Origin of the sequence: Rhodobacter capsulatus (genome assembly GCF_005144475.1) — a bacterium.
Classification (GTDB): Bacteria; Pseudomonadota; Alphaproteobacteria; order Rhodobacterales; family Rhodobacteraceae; genus Rhodobacter; species Rhodobacter capsulatus_C.
Map to the genome: position 1 here is coordinate 25,446 of NZ_SWJZ01000018.1, position 19,592 is coordinate 45,037.

Sequence of the window (19,592 nt, forward strand, 5' to 3'; positions counted from 1 at the left end):
GGGGGCAGATATGCTGAAACGCACCGACGCCCCGGGAAACGCGCGAACAGGACGGGGCGTCGGTGCTTCCCGGGGGGCAGGCACCCCCCCGGGATCAGGTTTCGCTGTTACTGGCCGCCGCCAAGGCTGTGGACGTAGGACGCCACGGCCCGGATCTGCGCCTCGCTCAGACGCGGTTTCGCGCCCGGCTCGGCCCAGCTCCACGACGGCATCACGCCGCCCCGGCCATACTGGATCGTGCTGGTGATCGTCGCCGCATCGCCGCCATAAAGCCAGATCCCGTCGGTGAGGTTGGGCGCGCCCATCTCCACCAGGCCCTTGGCGTCTTCGCCGTGACAGGCGACGCAGTTTTCGGCAAAGACCTGCTGACCGGCCCCCGCCCGGGCTTCGTCGGCCGTCTGCCCCGAGATCTTCAGGACATATTGCACGACGTCGTCGATCTGCGCCGGTTCAAGCAGCTCATCGGTCAGATGCGCCGGCATGTTCGCCACCGGCAGCGTGTCCGGGTCTTTCGGGTCGCGGATGCCGTGCTTGATGTTGGTGTAGATCGTCTCGATCGCGCCGCCATGCAGCCAGTCGCCATCAAGCAGGCTGGGGAAGCCCGCGTTGCCGCCCGCCCCCGCACCGTGGCACTGCGCGCACCAGGTGCGGAACACCGCGGCGCCCGCGTTGCGGGTGTAGGTCACCAGCTCCGGATCGGCCGCGATCGCGGTCAGCTCCGTCGCCACCAGCTTGTCTTCCACCGCCTTGTTCATCTCGGCGAATTTGGCGATGTCCTTTTCGACATCGGCGCGGGTCGAAGACCCGAGCACCCCCGGCGTCGCCCCCGAGGCGAAGATCGGCCAGGCCGGCATCGCGATCGAATAGGCCACACCCCAGACGATGGTGGCGTAGAAGGTCCACAGCCACCAGCGCGGCAGCGGCGTGTTCAGTTCCTCGATGCCATCCCACTGGTGTCCAGTGGTCTGCACCTCTTTCTTGGTCGTCGGTTTTTTGCTCATCTCCACGCCTCCTTACCGCGTGGCGCCGTCGTCGTGTCCGGGGGGTCAGCCCTGGCCACGATCGGCGGGTTTGTCTTCATGGCGGAAAGGGATGTTCGCGATATCGTCGTGAACCTTGGACGAGCCGGGCCGGAAGGCCCAGATCACGGCACCGATGAAGGTGAGCAAAAGCGCAAGCGCCGCCCAGCTGTCGGCGAATTCACGCAGGATATGATAGTCCATCCCCAGCTCCTTCAGCGACTTGCCACGGGTTGGAAGGTCGAGAAATCGACCATCGTGCCGAGCACCTGCAGATAAGCCACCAGCGCATCCATCTCGGTCAGACCGGGCTGACCGTCGAAGTTGCGGATGTTGACCTTTTCGCCATAGCCCGCCAGCAGCGTGGCGCTGTCGGCGTTCGGGTCCGCCTGGGCGACGAAGTCGGCCTTGGCCGAGGCGATCATCTCCGAGGTGTAGGGCACGCCCACGAGCGCATCGGTGCTGACGCGATCTTCGATCCAGGTGCTGTCAAGCGGCACTTTGGCCAGATAGCCGTAGCTCGGCATCACCGATTCCGGCACCACCGATTGCGGGTTCGACAGGTGTTCGACATGCCACGCATCCGAATAGCGGCCGCCCACGCGGGCGAGGTCGGGCCCCGTCCGCTTCGAGCCCCACTGGAACGGATGGTCATACATCGATTCCGCCGCCAGGCTGTAATGGCCATAGCGTTCCACCTCGTCGCGCATCGGGCGGATCATCTGCGAGTGGCAGACATAGCAGCCCTCGCGGATGTAGATGTCCCGCCCGGTCAGCTCGAGGGGGGTGTAGGGACGCATGCCCTCCACCTTCTCGATGGTGTTTTCCAGATAGAACAGCGGCGCGATTTCCACGATGCCGCCGATGGTGACGACGAGGAAGGCGAAGATCAAAAGCAACGTCGCGTTCTTTTCCAGAACGTGGTGTTTGTCCATGATTGACATCTGCGTTGCTCCTTATTCCGCCGGAACCGCAACGGCGAGATTGGCCGTCTTCGGTTGTTTCGCGACCGTGGCCCAAAGGTTGTAGGCCATGATCAGACCGCCGGTCAGATACAGCACACCACCGACGCCACGCACGACGTTCATCGGGAACTTGGCGCCCACGGTGTCGGCAAAGCCGTTCACCAGGAAGCCCTGCGCATCGACTTCACGCCACATCAGGCCTTCCATGATGCCCGACACCCACATCGAGGAGGCGTAAAGCACGATCCCGATCGTGGCGAGCCAGAAGTGCCAGCTGACCAGTTTCAGCGAGTAAAGCCCCGAACGGCCCCACAGGCGCGGCGTCAGGAAGTAGAGCATGCCGAAGGTGATCATGCCGTTCCAGCCCAGCGCGCCCGAATGCACGTGACCGATGGTCCAGTCCGTGTAGTGCGAGAGCGAGTTGACCGCCTTGATCGACATCATCGGGCCTTCAAAGGTCGACATGCCGTAAAAGCCGATCGAAACCACCATCATCCGGATCACCGGATCGGTGCGCAGCTTGTCCCAGGCGCCCGAAAGCGTCATCAGGCCGTTGATCATGCCACCCCAGGACGGCATCCACAGGATCACCGACATCACCATGCCCAGCGTCGAAGCCCAGTCCGGCAGCGCGGTATAGTGCAGGTGGTGCGGACCGGCCCAGATGTAGAGGAAGATCAGCGCCCAGAAGTGCACGATCGAGAGCTTGTAGGAATAGACGGGACGCTCGGCCTGTTTCGGCACGAAGTAATACATCATGCCAAGGAAGCCCGCGGTGAGGAAGAAGCCCACGGCGTTGTGGCCGTACCACCATTGCGTCATCGCATCCTGCACGCCCGCCATCAGCTGCACCGACTTGGTGCCGAAGATCGAGACCGGGATGGCCAGGTTGTTGACGATGTGCAGCATGGCGATCGTCACGATGAAGGACAGGTAGAACCAGTTCGCCACGTAGATGTGGGGTTCCTTGCGCTTGAAGATCGTGCCGAGGAAGGCGATCAGATAGGCCACCCAGACCACCGCGACGAGGATGTCGATATGCCAGTTCAGCTCGGCATATTCCTTGCCCTGCGAGCCGCCCAGCACATAGGAGGTCGCGGCGGTGACGATGATCAGCTGCCAGCCCCAGAACACGAACCAGCCAAGGCTGGTGCCGCCGAACAGGCGCGCCGCCGAGGTGCGCTGCACGACATAGAAGGCCGAGGCGATCAGGGCGTTGCCGCCGAAGGCGAAGATCACCGCCGAGGTGTGCAGCGGACGCAGACGCCCGAAGTTCAGCATCCCGTTGCCGAATTCAAGGTTCAGCGCGGGAAAGGCAAGCTGGAAGGCGATGACGACGGCCACGAGGAAGCCGACGATCCCCCAGAAGGTGGTTGCGATCACGCCGGCGCGGATCACGCCGTCGAAATACTCGTCTTTCGAGGGTTTGGCGTCCCCCATGGTGCGCAGCACCCAGATGAACGCGATCACGGCCGCAAGCGCGACCTCGACCATGTTCACCATATACGGCAAATCTCGCGCCTGACTGGCGGCGTAAGCGGCAATAGCCGCCACGACGCCAAGCGCGACAAGCTTGACGTAATCCCACATGTTTTTTGCGTCCCTTCGCGTTTTTAATTCCCGCACCGACGATTCGGCCGGAGCAGGAAATCTCTCTCTCTTGTTCTTTGTGACTTCAGGGTATGACACCCGCTTTGACCTTGATCAAACTCTTGACAAGAGGATGCGACCGTTCGTCGCACCGTGTCACGGTGTCCACTTGAAAGCTTGATCCGCGTCAAGGCGTGACCGGACGGAACCCGTTAATTTAAGGACAGAATCGGCACATGGAGGGGTCACATGGCCTACAAAACAGTTTTGACGATTGTGACGGATGTCTCACAGGCCCGGCTCCAGCTTGAGTCGGCAATGGCGGTGGCTCGCGCCGAAGATGCCCATCTGGAAGTGCTTTGCATGGGCGTCGACCGGACCCAGACGGGCTATTATTACGCGGGGGCCACGGCCTTCGTGCAGCAGGAAGTTCTGGACCGCGCGCAAGATGAGGCGCGCGAGCTGGAACGGACGATGCGCGAGCGTCTGGCGGGCGAGGAAATCCGCTGGAGCAGCGAGGCCGTGGTGGCGCAGATCGGCGCGATCGCGACCGTCGTCGGGCTGCGCGCCCGCTTTGCCGATCTGGTGGTGATGGGGCATCCCTATGGCAAGGGGCGTGGTCAGGAACTTGAAGCCGCGGTCGAGGCCGCGCTGTTCGAGGGGCAATCGCCGGTGATGATCATGCCCGATGCGGCGGTGCCGTCGCTGGCGCCGCGCCGCGTCGTGGTGGCCTGGAACCAGTCGAACGAGGCGATGAACGCGATCCGCAAGGCGCTGCCGCTGCTCAAGGCGGCGACGCTGGTGGACATCACGGTGATCGACCCGCCCGCGCATGGACCGGAACGGTCCGACCCGGGCGGACAGCTGAGCCAATGGTTGGCGCGGCATGGCGTGAAGGTCGAAGTGTCGGTTCTGGCCAAGACGCTGCCGCGGATCTCGGATGTGATCAACCGCCATGTGCGCGACACCTCCTCGGAGATGGTGGTGATGGGCGCCTATGGTCACTCGCGCTTCCGCGAGGCGATTCTGGGCGGTGCCACGCGCAACATGCTGGAAATGGCCGAAGTGCCGGTCCTGATGGCGCATTGAACGAACGACGACTGCCACTCACGCAACGGAACGGCGCCCCGCGGGGCGCCGCTTCATTTTCGGCGCAAGCCGGATCAGTTCACCTTGGTCCAGGCCTGCGCCTTGCAGATCAGCCCGCCCGCGACGCAGCCCGAAAGCTTCATCGCGCTGCCTGAAAGCGCGATCTTGCCGATGTAGATCTTGTCGTTCGAAGGCCGCCAGACCTTGCCCTCATAGGTGCCCGGCCCCTTCGGCACCATGTCGATGACGATCTGCCGGCCGACATTGGGCGAGTCGTAAGGCCCCGTCTCCTTGAACGATTTCACGATCGTACCGCAAAAGGCCGGACCGCAGGGGGCGATCTTCACATGGGCATAGGCGCCGTCATCGGGCTGGGTCTGCCACAGCCCCTCGATCGGATCGGCCGCGGCCATCCCCGCCACAAGGCAAAGCGCCGCCGCCATCAGGGTCGTCTTCATCGGTGTCTCCTCCCGGTTTCCCTGCGCGTCATTGCGACACAGAGCCCGATTCCCGGCAAGCCTGACGTGACGTTGACCCGGACTTGGCAAGCGCCGCCGCCCATGGCAAGAGGCGGGCAGCGACAAGGAGCCAGCCCATGATCCTCTACCCCGCAATCGACCTCAAGGACGGCAACTGCGTGCGGCTTTTGCACGGCGAAATGGACAAGGCCACGGTCTTCGGCACCGACCCGGCGGCGCAGGCGGCGAAGTTCGAGGCGGCGGGCTGCGCCTGGGTGCATCTGGTCGATCTCAACGGCGCCTTCGCGGGCGAGCCGGTGAACGGCGCCGCGGTCGAGGCGATCCTCGCCCGCATCACCGTTCCCGCGCAGCTGGGCGGCGGCATCCGCGACATGGCGACGATCGAGCGCTGGCTGCAAAAGGGCCTTGCGCGGGTGATCCTCGGCACGGTGGCGGTGGAAAACCCGGACCTCGTGCGCGAAGCGGCGAAGGCCTTCCCCGGTCAGGTCGCGGTCGGCATCGATGCGCGCAACGGCAAGGTGGCGACCAAGGGCTGGGCCACGGAAACCGACGTGCTGGTGACGGATCTGGCGCAAAGCTTCGAAGATGCGGGCGTTGCCGCGATCATCTACACCGACATCCTGCGCGACGGCGCGATGACCGGCCCGAATATCGAGGCGACCGAGGCCCTTGCCCGCGCCGTCTCGATCCCGGTGATCGCCTCTGGCGGCGTGTCGTCCCTGCCCGATCTGATCGCGCTGCGCGACACCGGCGTGATCGCGGGCGCGATTTCGGGCCGCGCGATCTATGATGGCGCGCTTGATCTGACGGCGGCGCTTGCGGCGCTGAAGGCCTAGGGGGGGCGCTGCCCCCCGTCCCTGCGGGACTCCCCCCGGGATATTTGTGGCAAGATAAAGGGGCCTTGTTTTATCTTGCCACAAATATCCCGGGGTGCGGGGCAGAGCCCCGCGTCCAGCGCTTTCCAAGCCGCGTGACGCCCGCTAGAAAGGCGCCAAAGGAGTGCCCCATGCTCAAGACGCGCATCATTCCCTGCCTCGACGTGGCCGATGGCCGCGTGGTGAAAGGCGTGAACTTCGTCAACCTGATCGACGCGGGCGACCCGGTCGAGGCGGCCAAGGCCTATGACGCGGCGGGCGCGGATGAGCTGTGTTTCCTCGACATTCACGCCACGCATGAAAACCGCGGCACGATGTTCGATCTGGTGACCCGCACTGCGGAACAATGCTTCATGCCGCTGACCGTGGGCGGGGGCGTCCGGACGCACAATGACGTGCGCGCGCTGCTTCTGGCGGGCGCCGACAAGGTGTCTTTCAACTCCGCCGCCGTCGCCAATCCCGATGTGGTGGCCGAGGCGGCCGATCGTTTCGGGTCGCAATGCATCGTCGTCGCGATCGACGCGAAGACGGTGGAGCCGGGCCGCTGGGAGATCTTCACCCATGGCGGGCGCAAGTCGACCGGCATCGACGCGGTGGACTTTGCGCGGCACGTCGAAGCCAGGGGCGCGGGGGAAATCCTGCTCACCTCGATGGACCGCGACGGCACAAAGGCCGGATTCAACCTGCCGCTGACCCGCGCCATCGCCGATGCGGTGAAGATCCCGGTGATCGCCTCGGGGGGCGTCGGCACGCTCGATCACTTGGTCGAGGGCGTGACCGAGGGCCATGCCTCGGCCGTTCTGGCCGCCTCGATCTTCCATTTCGGCACCTATACGATCGGCGAAGCGAAAGCCCACATGGCCGCCGCCGGCATTCCGATGAGGCTTGCATGACCGCGCTTTCCCGTCTGGCCGCCACCGTCGAAGCCCGCAAGGGCGCCGATCCCGACAGTTCCTGGACCGCGAAGCTTTTCGCCAAGGGCCCGGAAAAATGCGCCGAGAAATTCGGCGAGGAAGCGGTCGAGGCGATCATCGCCGCGGTGAAGAACGACCGCGAAAATCTGGTCTATGAGGCCGCCGACGTGCTCTACCACCTCGTTGTGATGCTGGCCGCGCGCGACGTCACGGTGGACGAGGTTCTGGCCGAACTCGACCGCCGCGCGGGCGTTTCGGGCCTTGCGGAAAAGGCCGCGCGGGGCTGAAAGGTCGCGGGCGAAGGCGCTTGCAAAATCCCCCCCTGCCCCGCAGGCTGAGGCAAAGCGGGAGGGGAAAATGAACGACACAGCCAAGGGGTATTGGGTCGGCCATGTCACCGTGGACGATCCGCAGGCCTATCAGGCCTACCGCGCCGCCAATGCCGCCGCCTTCGCGAAATATGGCGCCCGTTTCCTTGTCCGCGGCGGCGCGATGGAGGTGGTGGAGGGCGATCTGCGCCCCCGCACCATCGTCATCGAATTTCCAAGCCTCGCCGCCGCCCGCGCCTGTTATCTCAGCCCGGAATACCAGCACGCGCTGGCGCTGCGCACGCCGGTCTCCGACGCCGACATCTGTATTGTGGAAGGCTGGATCGGCTGAGCCTCAGCCGATCTTGCCGCGGACGCCGCCGGTCTGGGCGCGATCCAGAAGCAGGTGATCCAGGATCACGCAGGCCATCATCGCCTCGGCCACCGGCACGGCGCGGATGCCGACGCAGGGGTCGTGACGGCCCTTCGTCACCACCTCGACCGGCTCGCCCGCGGTGTTGATCGAGCGGCGCGGCGTCAGGATCGAGGAGGTCGGCTTGACCGACATCCGCACCACGATCGGTTGCCCGGTGGTGATGCCGCCCAGGATGCCGCCCGCGTGGTTGCTCAGATATTCGGGCCCGTTCGGCCCCATCACGATCTCGTCGGCATTGTCGGTGCCCAAAAGCGCCGCCGCCGCCATGCCCTCGCCGATCTCGACGCCCTTGACCGCGTTGATCGTCATCATCGCCGCCGCCAGATCGCTGTCCATCTTGGCATAGATCGGCGCCCCCAGCCCCACGGGGCAGCCCGTCGCCACCACCTCGATCGCCGCGCCGACCGAGTTCTGGTCCTTGCGGATCGCGGCCAGATAGTCGCTCCACTCCGCCACCGCCGCGGCATCGGGCAGGAAGAACGGGTTGCGCAGGATTTCCGCGGCATCGAAATTGGCCCGGTTCAGATGTTTCTCGCCCATCTGCACCATGTAGCCGGTGATCGTCAGACCCGGCACCAGCGCCTTCAGCACCGCCTGCGCGACGCCGCCCGCCGCCACCCGCGCCGCGGTTTCCCGCGCCGAGGACCGCCCGCCGCCGCGCGGATCGCGCAGCCCGTATTTCTGGTGATAGGTGATGTCGGCATGGCCGGGGCGGAACTGCCGCGCGATCTCGCCGTAATCTTTCGACCGCTGGTCGGTGTTCTCGATCATCAGCTGGATCGGCGTGCCGGTGGTGCGTCCCTCGAAGGTGCCCGAGAGGATCCGCACCCGGTCGGGTTCCTGCCGCTGCGTCGTCATCGCCGATTGGCCGGGGCGGCGGCGGTCCAGAAACACCTGGATGGCCTCTTCGGAAATTTCGATGCCGGGCGGGCAGCCGTCGACCGTGGCGCCGAGCGCAGGCCCGTGGCTTTCGCCCCAGGTGGTGACGCGGAAGATGTGACCGAAGCTGTTGAACGACATGGGGCCCTCCGTTTGCATCCGCCATAAGCCAAGGCCGCGCGCCGATAAAGCGCGAATTGCCCCGCCCCCCGGCCGGTTTCGCCCCCCCGGCGCCGCAAGCACCGGATTTATCCCCGGGATTCCGCAGGCTTCACGACTTATCCACGATAATCTGCTTTACACAGGGGTCTGCAGGCCCCACGATATCTTGTAGGGACGGCAGGGAAAACTGCCGCTCATAGTGGCCCTTGCGAATCCTAGCGGGGCTCTTTGATGGGCATACAGGCAAGCAGGGACGCGCATGGCACTGAGCGAAGATTTCCTGGACGGCTCCGATCTGCATCCGATTGATGTGGTCGAAAGCGTCGCGCTTGCCTATGATTGGGAATTCGACCGCGTCGCCCATGACCAGATCGCGATGACGGTCGAGGGGCAGTGGCGGTCCTATGCGATCACCCTCGCCTGGTCGGACAGCGAAGAGACGCTGCGGCTGATCTCCACCTTCGAGATCGACCCGCCGAAAGACCGCGAAGCCGCGCTTTACGAACTTTTGAACGCGATCAACGACCAGTGCTGGACCGGCGCCTTCACCTTCTGGTCGGCGCAAAAGCTGATGGTCTGGCGCTATGGTCTGGTGCTGGCGGGCGGTCAGATCGCCGCGCATGAACAGATCGACCGGATGATCCGCTCGGCGCTGACGGTGTCGGAACGCTTCTATCCGGCGATGCAGCTGGCCACCTGGGGCAATGAAACCCCCGAGGCGGCGATGAAAGTCGCCATTGCCGAGGCTTACGGCCGCGCCTAATCTCCCGCCAAAAGGGGGATTGCGATGGATTTTTCCGATATCGAGGCCCGCGGGCTGGTGCTTCTGGGCTGTGGCAAGATGGGCTCGGCGCTGCTGTCGGGCTGGCTGCGGCAGGGGCTTGCCGCTTCCGCCGTGCATGTGGTCGAGCCGTTTCCGAGCGACTGGCTGACGGCTTCCGGCGTGGCGCTGAACGGCGCCCTGCCCGCCGCGCCCGCCGTGGTTCTGGTGGCGGTGAAGCCGCAGATGATGGCCGAGGCACTGCCGGGCCTGCAGGCGATGGGCGGCGGCGCGACCTTGTTCGTCACCGTGGCCGCGGGCACGACGCTTGCGAAATATGCTGCGATTCTGGGCGCTTCGACGCCGGTCGTGCGGGCGATGCCGAACACCCCCGCCGCGATCGGCCGCGGCATCACCGCGATCTGCGGCAATGCCACCGCCACGCAAGCGCATCTGGATCTGGCCGAGGGGCTTCTCTCCGCCGTCGGTCAGGTGGTGCGGCTGGAGGGCGAGCAGCAGATGGATGCGGTCACCGCCGTCTCGGGTTCGGGCCCGGCCTATGTCTTTCACCTGATCGAGGCGCTGGCGGCGGCGGGCGAGGCCGAGGGGCTGCCCGCGGATCTAGCGATGACACTGGCCAAGGCCACCGTCGGCGGCGCCGGGCAACTGGCGGAAGACGCTGCCGAAAGCCCGGCGCAATTGCGGGTCAACGTCACCTCTCCGGGCGGCACCACGGCGGCGGCGCTGGCGCATCTGATGGACCCCGAAACCGGCTTTCCGGCCCTGTTGCAGCGCGCCGTCAAGGCCGCCGCCGACCGCGGCCGGGAGCTGGGCCAATGAGCGAGATCAGCTACGACGACTTCGCCAAGGTCGATATCCGCGTCGGCCGCATCGTCGACGTGCAGCCCTTCCCCGAGGCGCGCAAGGCCGCCTACAAGCTTTGGGTCGATTTCGGCCCGGACATCGGCGTGAAGAAATCTTCGGCGCAGGTGACGGCGCATTACACGCCGGAAACCCTGATGGGCCGGCAGGTTCTGGGCGTCGTCAACTTCCCGCCGCGCCAGATCGGGCCGTTCCGCTCCGAAGCTTTGGTGCTGGGCCTGCCCGATGAAACCGGCGCCGTGGTGCTGATCGGGCCGGGGCAAGAGGTGCCGCTCGGGGGAAGGATGTTCTGATGCGGGTTCTGGTCACGCGGGCGCTGACGCCCAGGGTCGCGGCGATCCTGCGCGACGACTTCGCCGCCGAGTTTCGCACGATCGACGCGCCGATGACATTGGCCGAGGCGCAGGACGCGCTGGCCAACTATGACGCGGTGCTGCCGACCCTGGGCGATGCCTTGCGGGCCGAGGCCTTCACCGGCCCGATCCGCGCGAAATTGCTGACGAATTTCGGCGTCGGCGTGAACCATATCGACGTGGCGGCGGCCAAGGCGGCGGGGCTTGCGGTGACGAACACGCCCGGCGCCGTCACCGATGCCACGGCCGATATCGCGATGACGCTTTTGCTGATGTCGGCGCGGCGCGCGTCGGAAGGCGAGCGGATGCTGCGGGCGGGCACCTGGACCGGCTGGGCGCCGACGCAGATGCTGGGCGCGCATGTGACGGGCAAGCGGCTGGGCATCATCGGCATGGGCCGGATCGGTCAGGCGGTGGCGCGGCGCGCCCATTTCGGCTTCGGCATGCGGGTCGGCTATGCCGCGCGCAGCCCGAAGAGCCTTGATTTCCCGGCCCAACCGCTCCCCCTGCCCGATCTTCTGGCGCAATCGGATTTCGTCGTTCTGGCCGTGCCCGCAACGCCCGAGACGCGCCACATGATCGGCGCGGCGGAACTTGCCCTGATGCCCCCCCACGCGCATCTGATCAATGTCGCGCGCGGCGATGTGGTCGATGAGGCCGCGCTGATCGAAGCCCTGCAGACGGGCCGGATCGGCGGCGCCGGGCTTGATGTTTACGAACGCGAGCCCATCGTCCCCCCGGCCCTGACCGCGCTTCAAAACGTCACGCTGCTGCCGCATCTGGGCACCGCGACCGAGGAGGTCCGCGATGCCATGGGGCTGATGGCGGTGGAAAATCTGCGCGCCTTCCGTGACGGCACGCCGCTGCCAAACCCTGTATGAAGGCTTGACGACAGCCGCGGCCCGGAAGAATTTGACCCCGACCCTGGGGGAGCCTTCATGTATCAGCCAGCCATCACCGCAACCGGCGTCTTCGTGCCGCCCGATGCGATTTCGAACGATGACCTTGTGGCCGCGTTCAACGCCTATGCCGACCGGTTCAACGCCGCGCATTCGGACCAGATCGCCGAAGGCGAGATGAGCCCGATCGAGCATTCCTCGTCCGAATTCATCCTGAAGGCCTCGGGGATCGAGAACCGCTATGTGATGGACCGCAAGGGCGTTCTGGACCCCGACCGGATGTATCCGGCGCTGCGGCAACGCTCTGACGACGAGCCCGGGATCATGGCGGAAATGGCCGTGGACGCCTGCCAAAAGGCGCTGGCGAAGGCCGGGCGGACGGGGGCCGAGGTCGATCTGGTGATCTGCGCGGCGTCCAACATGGAACGCGCCTATCCGGCCGTCGCCATTGAAATTCAGCAGCTTCTGGGCGCCAGCGGCTTTGCCTTCGACATGAACGTCGCCTGTTCCTCGGCCACGTTCGGGATTCAGGCGGCCGCCGACATGATCCGGGCGGGCTCGGTGCGGCGTGCGCTGGTGGTGAACCCGGAAATCACCTCGGGGCATCTGGAATGGCGCGACCGCGACTGCCATTTCATCTTCGGCGACGTGGCGACGGCGGTGCTGATCGAGCGGCAGGAAGATGCCGCGCAGGGCTTCGCGATCCGCTCGGTGAAATGCGCGACCGAGTTTTCCAACAACATCCGCAACAACAACGGCTTTTTGCGCCGCACCCGGCCCGACGGGCTGGCGGATCGGCGCGACATGCAATTCATGCAGGAGGGCCGCAAGGTCTTCAAGGAAGTGCTGCCGATGGTCTCGGCGCATATCCTGAGCCATCTGGACACCGAGGGCGTGGCGGCCAGCGATCTGAAGCGGCTCTGGCTGCATCAGGCGAACAAGACGATGAACGATTTCATCGGCCGCAAGGTGCTGGGGCGCGATCCGGAACCGGGCGAGCAGCCGAACATCTTGCAGGAATTCGCCAATACCTCCTCGGCCGGGTCAATCATCGCCTTTGACCGGTTCTCGGATGACATGGCGCCGGGCGAGACCGGGCTGATCTGCTCTTTCGGCGCGGGCTATTCGGTCGGCTCGGTGATCGTGGAGCGGTTCTGAAACAGCCGGTTCGGGCGGATCAGGAAAGGCACCGCCTTTCCCCGCCCGTCGGTGCGACGCCATCCCAAGACCGTTTGCCCCAAGCCCGAACAAAGGCCGGCGCCCGACCCGGCGGGCGAGAAGCGCCCGCCGAGGGCGGGGCGGGCGCTGGCCGGGACGCTTTGGCGTCCGGCCTGACAAGGGGACAGGATACGCATGGCCGAGGCACGGGCCTCGGCCAAGACGGGCAGCTCTTATTCCGCCGCCCAGTCCGCCACCGGCGGGCAGGTGCAGACCAGATTCCGGTCGCCATAGACGTTGTCGACACGCCCCACCGGCGGCCAATACTTGTCGACGCGGAAGGCCCCGGGCGGGAAACAGCCCTGCTCGCGCGAGTATTTCCGATCCCATTCCGCCACCAGATCCTCGACCGTATGCGGCGCGTGATGCAGCGGGCTGTCCTCGGCGGCAATCCGGCCCTCGGCCACGTCGCGCACTTCTTCCCGAATGGCCAGCATCGCGGTGATGAAGCGGTCGATCTCGGCCTTGGTCTCGCTTTCCGTGGGTTCGACCATCAGCGTCCCCGCCACCGGCCAGCTCATCGTCGGCGCGTGAAAGCCGTTGTCGATCAACCGCTTGGCGATGTCATCCACGGTCACGCCCACTTCGGCAAAGGGGCGGGTGTCCAGGATGCATTCATGCGCCACCCGGCCCCGGTTGCCCATGAAGAGGATCGGGTATTCAGACTTCAGCCGCGCCGCGATGTAGTTGGCGTTCAAGATCGCCACGCGGGTCGCCTGCGCCAGACCCTCGCCCCCCATCATCAGGCAATAAGCCCAGGAAATCAAAAGGATGGACGCCGAGCCATAGGGCGCGGCAGACACCGCCCCGGCCTTGCCGTCGGTCTCCACATGGCCGGGCAGATAGGGCGCCAGATGCGCCTTGACCCCGATCGGCCCCATGCCGGGACCGCCGCCGCCATGCGGAATGGCAAAGGTCTTGTGCAGGTTCAAATGGCTCACGTCCGAGCCGCATTCGCCCGGCTTCACCAGCCCGACCAGCGCATTCATGTTCGCGCCGTCCATATAGACCTGCCCGCCAAAGCGATGGGTGATCGCGCAGATCTCCTTCACCGTTTCCTCAAACACGCCATGGGTCGAGGGATAGGTGATCATGCAGGCCGCCAGCCGATCCCCCGCCTGTGCCGCCTTGTCGGCGAAATCCTCAAGATCCACGTCGCCATTCGGCGCGGATTTGACCACGACCACCTTCATCCCCGCCATCGCCGCCGAGGCCGGGTTGGTGCCATGCGCCGAAACCGGGATCAGACAGACATCGCGTTGGCCCTCGCCGCGGGCGCGGTGATAGGCGGCAATCGTCATCAGCCCGGCATATTCGCCCTGCGCGCCGGAATTCGGCTGCATCGAGAACGCGTCATAGCCGGTGATTTCGCACAGCTTCGCCGTCAGATCCGCGATCATCTCGGCATAGCCGCCCGCCTGATCGGCCGGAACGAAGGGGTGCAACGAGTTGTAACGATGCCAGGTCAGCGGCGCCATTTCCGCCGCGGCATTGAGCTTCATCGTGCAAGACCCCAAGGGGATCATCGCCCGGTCGAGCGCCAGATCGCGGTCCGAAAGCCGCCGCATGTAGCGCATCATTTCCGACTCGGCGCGGTTCATCTGAAAGACCGGATGCGTCAGATAGTCGGTTTCGCGCAGCATTTCCGCCGGGAAGCCAAGGGTTTGCCCCATCTCCGGCACGGATTTGATGCCGAAACTGTCCAGAAGCCGCACCAGCACGTCTTCATCGGTCAGCTCGTCGATCGAGATGCCGACGCGCCCCTCGCCCACCTTGCGCAGGTTGATCCCGTGTTGGCGCGCGGCGGCCATGATGCCCTGCTGCCCCACGCCCACCCGCACGGTGATCGTGTCGAAAAACGCCTGCGGCGCCACATCGGCGCCCGCGGCCACCAGCGCATCGCGCACCCGCACGGCGTTCAGATGCACCCGCTCGGCAATCGCGCGCAGACCCTTCGGCCCGTGGAAGACCGCGTAGAAGCTGGCGATGACGGCCAGAAGCGCCTGCGCCGTGCAGACGTTCGAGGTCGCCTTTTCGCGCCGGATATGCTGTTCACGCGTTTGCAGCGACAGCCGGTAGGCCTTGTTGCCGCGCGCGTCGATCGACACGCCGACAATCCGCCCCGGCATCGTGCGCTTCAAGGAATCGCGGCAGGACATGAAGGCCGCATGCGGACCGCCAAAACCCATCGGCACGCCAAAGCGCTGCGCCGATCCGACCGCAATATCGGCCCCCATCGCGCCCGGTTCCTTCAGCAGGCACAAAGCCAAAAGGTCGGTCGCCACCACCGCGATCGCCCCCGCCGCATGCAGCATCGCGATGTAATCGGTGAAGTCGCGGACATGGCCATAGGTGCCCGGATACTGGAAAATCGCCCCGAAAACTGCATCGGGCACCAGCTCGTCGGGCTGGCCCTTGACGATCTCGATCCCGAACGGTGCGGCCCGGGTTTCGAGCACCGCCACCGTCTGCGGATGCAGGTTGAGATCGACAAAGAACGCCCGCGCCTTCGACTTGGCAGAGCGTTCCGCCATCATCATCGCCTCGGCCGCGGCCGTCGCCTCGTCAAGCAGGCTGGCATTCGCCACCGGCAGCCCGGTCAGATCGGCGACCATGGTCTGATAGTTCAACAAAGCCTCCAGCCGGCCTTGCGCGATTTCCGGCTGATAGGGCGTGTAGGCGGTATACCAGGCCGGGTTTTCCAGCACGTTGCGCTGGATCGCGGGCGGCGTCGCGGTGCCATAATAGCCCTGCCCGATCAGCGAGGTCATCACGGCATTCTTTTTCTGCACCTCGCGCAGCTTGTCGTGCAGCTCGTGCTCGGTCATCGGCGGCCAGGACAGCGGCGCCGCCTGACGGATCGCCTGCGGCACCGTCTCGTCGATCAGCGCGTCGAGGCTTTGCACCCCCACCACCTTGAGCATCTCCGCCATCTCGGACGGGCTTGGCCCGATGTGGCGGCGGTTGGCGAAATCGTAAGGGTCGTAATCGGTGGGGGCGAAGCTCATGTTTTTACTCGATTTATCCGATAAAGTCCTCATAGGCGCCCGCGGACATGTAGTCCTCGACCGCCGCCAGATCGGCGACCTTCATCTTGAAGAACCAGGCCTCCATCGGCTTTTCATTCACCAGCGCGGGGGTGTCGGGCAGCGCCTCGTTCACTTCGACGATCTCGCCTGCAAGCGGCGCCAGAATGTCGGAGGCGGCCTTGACCGATTCGATCACCGAGACCTCGTCGCCCTTTTCGACCTTGCGGCCCACCTCGGGCAGCTCGACGAAGACCACATCGCCCAGCTGCTCGCTGGCATGTTCGGTGATGCCGACGACGACAAGGTCGCCCTCGACGCGCAGCCATTCGTGTTCGGGGGTGTAACGGATCGCCATCGTTGGCTCCTATCGCTTGTAGCTGGTGGGATGGAAAGGCAGGTCGGTAACGCGGGCGGGCAGCCGCTTGCCGCGGACCTCGCCGTAAACGGTGGCGCCGGGGGCCAGACCCGCGGGCAGGAAGGCCATCGCCATCGGCCCGTCGATCGAGGGGCCAAAGCCGCCCGAGGTGACCCGGCCGATCGGGCTGCCGCCCGCGGCTTCGGCATAGATCTCAACACCTTCGCGCATCGGCGCCCGGCCCTCGGGGCGCAGGCCGATGCGCTTGCGGGCGGGGCCTGCGGTCAATTCCGAAAGGATGCGGTCGGCGCCCGGAAAGCCGCCTTCGCGCGCGCCACCGCTGCGCCGGGCCTTCTGGATCGCCCAGGCGAGCCCGGCCTCGACCGGCGAGGTTTCGGTGTCGATGTCATGGCCGTAAAGCGGCATCCCGGCTTCAAGCCGCAGGCTGTCGCGCGCGCCAAGGCCGATCGGTTCCACCTCCGGCATCGCCAGAAGCGCGCGGGCAAAGCCCTCGATCACGCTTTCGGGGACCGAAATTTCAAAGCCGTCCTCGCCGGTATAGCCCGAGCGCGAGACCCACAGATCGACGCCCTCCCAAACGAAGCGCGCGGTGTCCATGAACCGCATCGCGGCGACGCCGGGGACCAACCGCGCCAGCGCGGTTTCCGCCAGCGGGCCTTGCAGCGCCAGCAGGCCCCGCCCCTCGACCACGGTCACGCCCGGCACATGGGCGCGCAGATGCGCGATGTCGGCCTCGGCCATCGCGGCATTGACGACCAGAAACAGATGATCGCCGCGGTTCGCCACCATCAGATCATCCAGAATCCCGCCCGCGGCATTGGTGAACATCGCATAACGCTGCCGGTTCAGCCCCAGCCCGGCGATATCGACCGGCACCAAAGCCTCCAGCGCCGCCACCGCTTCGATCGGCAGGATCACCTGCCCCATATGGCTGACGTCGAACAGCCCGGCCGCGGCGCGGCTGTGCAGATGCTCTTTCAGCACCCCCATCGGATATTGCACGGGCATGTCCCAGCCCGCAAAGGGGACCATCTTCGCCCCCAATTCCACATGCAGATTGCAAAGCGCCGTGCGCTTCAAGCCCGTATCCCCGGCCATCGCATCCCCCAAGCCGGAAACCCGGCACCGAATCCCTGGACTTTCGTCCGCTCGATGCCCCCCCTGTCCCTGCCTGTCGGCGCCTGAGATCGTTATCCCTTCGGCGGACCCGTTTCGGGTCACTCTCCAGAGTTCTTTGTCAGAACGGTCCTTTTGCCTGAGAGTTTACCGGGGCGGTTGCTCCTTCGGCCCTGACCTTGCGGCCAGCGTCTCCCGATCCTGACGCCCCTGATCTAGCCCGTCGTGCGACACTCTGGCAAGAGGGAAAAACAAATCCGACGCTTCCGCGATAAAATCCGACACCTTCGCGCCAGAGCAACAAAAAAGGGCCGGAAAACCGGCCCCCCCTTTATCTTGCCCCAAATATCCCGGGGGTCTGGGGGCAGCGCCCCCAGCCGTCACGCCTTGGCGCGGACCTTCTGCATCAGCGGCATCAGATCGGCCATCTCCGGCCCATGCGCCTGACCGGTCAAGGCCTTGCGCAGCGGCATGAAGAGCCCCTTGCCCTTGCGGCCCGTGGCGTCCTTGACCGCGGCGGTCCAGGCGGCCCAGCTATCCTTGGCAAAGGGCAGATCGGGCAGAAGCGCCAAAGCCACGGCGACGAATTCGGCATCTTCCGGGTCGATCACCGCCTCGGCGCCCTCGATCACCAGCTCGGCCCAATGCGCCAGATCCGAGAGTTTGTCGATGTTCTTCGAGGCGACGGCCCAGAAGTCGCGCGCCAGATGCGGCGGGATGCCCAGCTTGCGGATCTCGTCTTCGACCCTCTCGAAGGGCAGATGCTGGTTGCGCGCCCGCGTCAGCGGGATCAGATCTTCGGGGTCGAATTTCGTCGGCGCCGCGCCGAATTGCGACAGATCGAAGCCCTCGGCGATCTCGTCGAGGCTCATCCGCAGCTCGACCGGCTGGCTCGATCCGAGCCGCGCCATCAGGCTCAACAACGCCTCGGGCGCAATGCCATTCGCCCGCAGATCGCGGATCGAGAGCGTGCCAAGCCGTTTCGACAGCTCCTCGCCCTTGGCGCCGGTCAGCAGCGAATGGTGCGCGAAACTCGGCGGCACGCCGCCCAGCGCTTCCATGATCTGGATCTGCGTCGCGGTGTTCGTCACATGGTCGGCGCCGCGCACGATATGGGTCACACCCATCTGGATGTCATCGACCGAGGAGGCGAAGGTATAAAGCACCTGCCCGTCGGCCTTGATCAGCACCGGGTCCGAGACAGAGGCCGCATCGATCGAAATGTCGCCGATGATGCCATCATGCCATTCGATCCGGGTCTGATCGAGCAGGAAGCGCCAGTAGCCGTCGCGGCCCTCCTCGCGCAGCCGCGCCTTGTCCTCGGCCGACAGTTTCAGCGCCGCGCGGTCATAGACCGGGGGCTTGTGCATGTTCAGCAGTTTCTTGCGCTTCAGGTCAAGCTCGGTCGGGCTTTCGAAACATTCGTAGAACCGCCCCACCCCGCGCAGGCTTTCCGCCGCCGCCTCGTAGCGGTCAAAGCGCGCCGACTGGCGTTCCTCGCGGTCCCAGGTCAGGCCCAGCCATTCCAGATCCGCTTTCAGCGCGTCCACATATTCCTGCTTCGAGCGTTCCTGATCGGTATCGTCGATGCGCAGGATGAAGGTGCCGCCGGCCTTGCGGGCGACAAGATAGTTCATCAGCGCGGTGCGCAGGTTTCCGACATGGATATAGCCGGTCGGCGAGGGGGCAAAGCGGGTAACGACGGTCATCGGGCTCTCCTGTAGACCTTCTGCTCTTTCACAGGCGGGGCGTTTTGTCCATATCTGGCAGGGGGAACCCCGCCCGCGCGGGAATGAAGGAGCCGTGAAGATGCTGCGATGGACCGGCCGCGAGGCGCCAAGCCTTGCCGAGATCGAGGCGATGGCGGAAGCCGCCCGCGCCGCCCTGCCCGAGGCGTTCCGCGCCCCCGCCGCCGCGGTGGTGCTGCGGGTCGAGGATTTCGCCGCCGATGCGGTGCTGGACGACATGCAGATCGAAGACCCGTTCGAGCTGACCGGGCTTTACGAGGGCGTGCCGCTGACGGAGAAATCGGTCTTCGACCCCAGCGGGCCGGATGTGATCTGGCTGTTCCGCCGTCCGATCCTGGATGAATGGGTCGGGCGCGGCGATGTGGCGCTTGATGCGCTGGTGGCGCATGTCTTCGTGCACGAACTGGCGCATCATTTCGGCTGGTCGGATGACGATATCGCCCGCATCGACCGCTGGTGGGAGTGAACGGGGCCGCCCGGCCGGACCGCCCCGCT

The 19,592-nt window shown here is 65.7% G+C and carries 21 protein-coding genes and 1 riboswitch; of the genes, 11 read left to right on the plus strand and 10 right to left on the minus strand.

Translation table 11 applies throughout. The annotated features are described in order from the left end of the window. Window positions 1–107: 107 nt before the first annotated feature. The 4 genes from ccoP to ccoN are packed head-to-tail and all read right to left on the minus strand — an operon-like array spanning window position 108 to window position 3,574. Window positions 108–1,001, minus strand: coding sequence for a cytochrome-c oxidase, cbb3-type subunit III (gene ccoP / locus FBT96_RS06245; RefSeq protein ID WP_136905463.1), 894 nt, complete (start codon window positions 999–1,001; stop codon window positions 108–110). Window positions 1,002–1,046: 45 nt separating this feature from the next. Next, the gene (locus tag FBT96_RS06250; protein WP_136905464.1) at window positions 1,047–1,223 is read right to left on the minus strand and encodes a cbb3-type cytochrome oxidase subunit 3; all 177 of its coding nucleotides are present in this window, start codon (window positions 1,221–1,223) and stop codon (window positions 1,047–1,049) included. 11 nt (window positions 1,224–1,234) lie between these two features. Beyond that, a complete protein-coding gene (gene ccoO, locus FBT96_RS06255) occupies window positions 1,235–1,963 on the minus strand; it encodes a cytochrome-c oxidase, cbb3-type subunit II (RefSeq protein WP_136905465.1) in 729 nt (242 codons plus the stop codon). Window positions 1,964–1,975: 12 nt separating this feature from the next. Next, window positions 1,976–3,574: a cytochrome-c oxidase, cbb3-type subunit I gene (ccoN, locus tag FBT96_RS06260; protein ID WP_136905466.1), complete on the minus strand. Its 1,599-nt coding sequence runs from the start codon at window positions 3,572–3,574 to the stop codon at window positions 1,976–1,978. A 249-nt stretch (window positions 3,575–3,823) separates the two neighbouring features. Here ccoN and FBT96_RS06265 point away from each other — a divergent pair, with 249 nt between their 5' ends. Further along, window positions 3,824–4,663, plus strand: a complete 840-nt coding sequence (locus FBT96_RS06265) for a universal stress protein (protein WP_136905467.1) — start codon at window positions 3,824–3,826, stop codon at window positions 4,661–4,663. A 74-nt stretch (window positions 4,664–4,737) separates the two neighbouring features. Here the strand turns inward: FBT96_RS06265 and FBT96_RS06270 are convergent, their stop codons facing one another. Then, window positions 4,738–5,121 carry a DUF2147 domain-containing protein gene (locus FBT96_RS06270; protein ID WP_136905468.1) on the minus strand — a complete coding sequence of 128 codons (384 nt, stop codon included), beginning with the start codon at window positions 5,119–5,121 and terminating at the stop codon, window positions 4,738–4,740. Window positions 5,122–5,258: 137 nt separating this feature from the next. On the opposite strand from FBT96_RS06270, the gene hisA reads away from it, so the two are divergent. The 4 genes from hisA to FBT96_RS06290 all read left to right on the plus strand — a co-directional run bounded on the left by hisA (window position 5,259) and on the right by FBT96_RS06290 (window position 7,591). Next, complete coding sequence (gene hisA, locus FBT96_RS06275; RefSeq protein ID WP_136905469.1) at window positions 5,259–5,978, plus strand: 1-(5-phosphoribosyl)-5-[(5-phosphoribosylamino)methylideneamino]imidazole-4-carboxamide isomerase; 720 nt, start codon at window positions 5,259–5,261, stop codon at window positions 5,976–5,978. A gap of 170 nt (window positions 5,979–6,148) precedes the next feature. Further along, entirely contained in the window at window positions 6,149–6,910 is a 762-nt protein-coding gene (hisF, locus tag FBT96_RS06280; RefSeq protein ID WP_136905470.1) for an imidazole glycerol phosphate synthase subunit HisF, read from the plus strand. Beyond that, complete coding sequence (locus tag FBT96_RS06285; protein WP_136905471.1) at window positions 6,907–7,218, plus strand: phosphoribosyl-ATP diphosphatase; 312 nt, start codon at window positions 6,907–6,909, stop codon at window positions 7,216–7,218. The genes hisF and FBT96_RS06285 overlap by 4 nt, the downstream gene beginning before the upstream one ends. Before the next feature lie 70 nt (window positions 7,219–7,288). Beyond that, window positions 7,289–7,591, plus strand: a complete 303-nt coding sequence (locus FBT96_RS06290; protein ID WP_136905472.1) for a DUF1330 domain-containing protein — start codon at window positions 7,289–7,291, stop codon at window positions 7,589–7,591. A gap of 3 nt (window positions 7,592–7,594) precedes the next feature. On the opposite strand, the gene aroC is transcribed toward FBT96_RS06290, so the two are convergent. Next, window positions 7,595–8,695 carry a chorismate synthase gene (gene aroC, locus FBT96_RS06295; RefSeq protein ID WP_136905473.1) on the minus strand — a complete coding sequence of 367 codons (1,101 nt, stop codon included), beginning with the start codon at window positions 8,693–8,695 and terminating at the stop codon, window positions 7,595–7,597. A gap of 280 nt (window positions 8,696–8,975) precedes the next feature. On the opposite strand from aroC, the gene FBT96_RS06300 reads away from it, so the two are divergent. The 5 genes from FBT96_RS06300 to FBT96_RS06320 are packed head-to-tail and all read left to right on the plus strand — an operon-like array spanning window position 8,976 to window position 12,768. After that, a complete protein-coding gene (locus tag FBT96_RS06300; RefSeq protein WP_136905474.1) occupies window positions 8,976–9,479 on the plus strand; it encodes a type III secretion system chaperone family protein in 504 nt (167 codons plus the stop codon). Between the two features lie 24 nt (window positions 9,480–9,503). Continuing rightward, entirely contained in the window at window positions 9,504–10,316 is an 813-nt protein-coding gene (gene proC / locus FBT96_RS06305) for a pyrroline-5-carboxylate reductase (RefSeq protein ID WP_136905475.1), read from the plus strand. Continuing rightward, complete coding sequence (locus FBT96_RS06310) at window positions 10,313–10,651, plus strand: tRNA-binding protein (protein WP_136905476.1); 339 nt, start codon at window positions 10,313–10,315, stop codon at window positions 10,649–10,651. The genes proC and FBT96_RS06310 overlap by 4 nt, the downstream gene beginning before the upstream one ends. After that, the gene (locus FBT96_RS06315) at window positions 10,651–11,592 is read left to right on the plus strand and encodes a 2-hydroxyacid dehydrogenase (protein ID WP_136905477.1); all 942 of its coding nucleotides are present in this window, start codon (window positions 10,651–10,653) and stop codon (window positions 11,590–11,592) included. Before FBT96_RS06310 ends, FBT96_RS06315 begins: the two co-directional genes overlap by 1 nt. A 57-nt stretch (window positions 11,593–11,649) precedes the next feature. After that, on the plus strand, window positions 11,650–12,768 hold the full coding sequence (locus FBT96_RS06320; RefSeq protein ID WP_136905478.1) for a beta-ketoacyl-ACP synthase III: 1,119 nt from the start codon (window positions 11,650–11,652) through the stop codon (window positions 12,766–12,768). Between the two features lie 233 nt (window positions 12,769–13,001). Here the strand turns inward: FBT96_RS06320 and gcvP are convergent, their stop codons facing one another. The 4 genes from gcvP to gltX form a co-directional block, all read right to left on the minus strand. Beyond that, window positions 13,002–15,836: an aminomethyl-transferring glycine dehydrogenase gene (gene gcvP / locus FBT96_RS06325; RefSeq protein WP_136905479.1), complete on the minus strand. Its 2,835-nt coding sequence runs from the start codon at window positions 15,834–15,836 to the stop codon at window positions 13,002–13,004. Window positions 15,837–15,849: 13 nt separating this feature from the next. Continuing rightward, window positions 15,850–16,206, minus strand: coding sequence for a glycine cleavage system protein GcvH (gcvH, locus tag FBT96_RS06330; RefSeq protein ID WP_031323340.1), 357 nt, complete (start codon window positions 16,204–16,206; stop codon window positions 15,850–15,852). A 15-nt stretch (window positions 16,207–16,221) separates the two neighbouring features. Beyond that, the gene (gene gcvT, locus FBT96_RS06335) at window positions 16,222–17,331 is read right to left on the minus strand and encodes a glycine cleavage system aminomethyltransferase GcvT (RefSeq protein ID WP_136905481.1); all 1,110 of its coding nucleotides are present in this window, start codon (window positions 17,329–17,331) and stop codon (window positions 16,222–16,224) included. A gap of 135 nt (window positions 17,332–17,466) precedes the next feature. Next, window positions 17,467–17,557, minus strand: a riboswitch (glycine riboswitch). A gap of 172 nt (window positions 17,558–17,729) precedes the next feature. After that, the gene (gene gltX, locus FBT96_RS06340; RefSeq protein ID WP_136905482.1) at window positions 17,730–19,058 is read right to left on the minus strand and encodes a glutamate--tRNA ligase; all 1,329 of its coding nucleotides are present in this window, start codon (window positions 19,056–19,058) and stop codon (window positions 17,730–17,732) included. A gap of 100 nt (window positions 19,059–19,158) precedes the next feature. On the opposite strand from gltX, the gene FBT96_RS06345 reads away from it, so the two are divergent. Next, on the plus strand, window positions 19,159–19,563 hold the full coding sequence (locus FBT96_RS06345; RefSeq protein ID WP_136905483.1) for a metallopeptidase family protein: 405 nt from the start codon (window positions 19,159–19,161) through the stop codon (window positions 19,561–19,563). Window positions 19,564–19,592 lie beyond the last annotated feature (29 nt).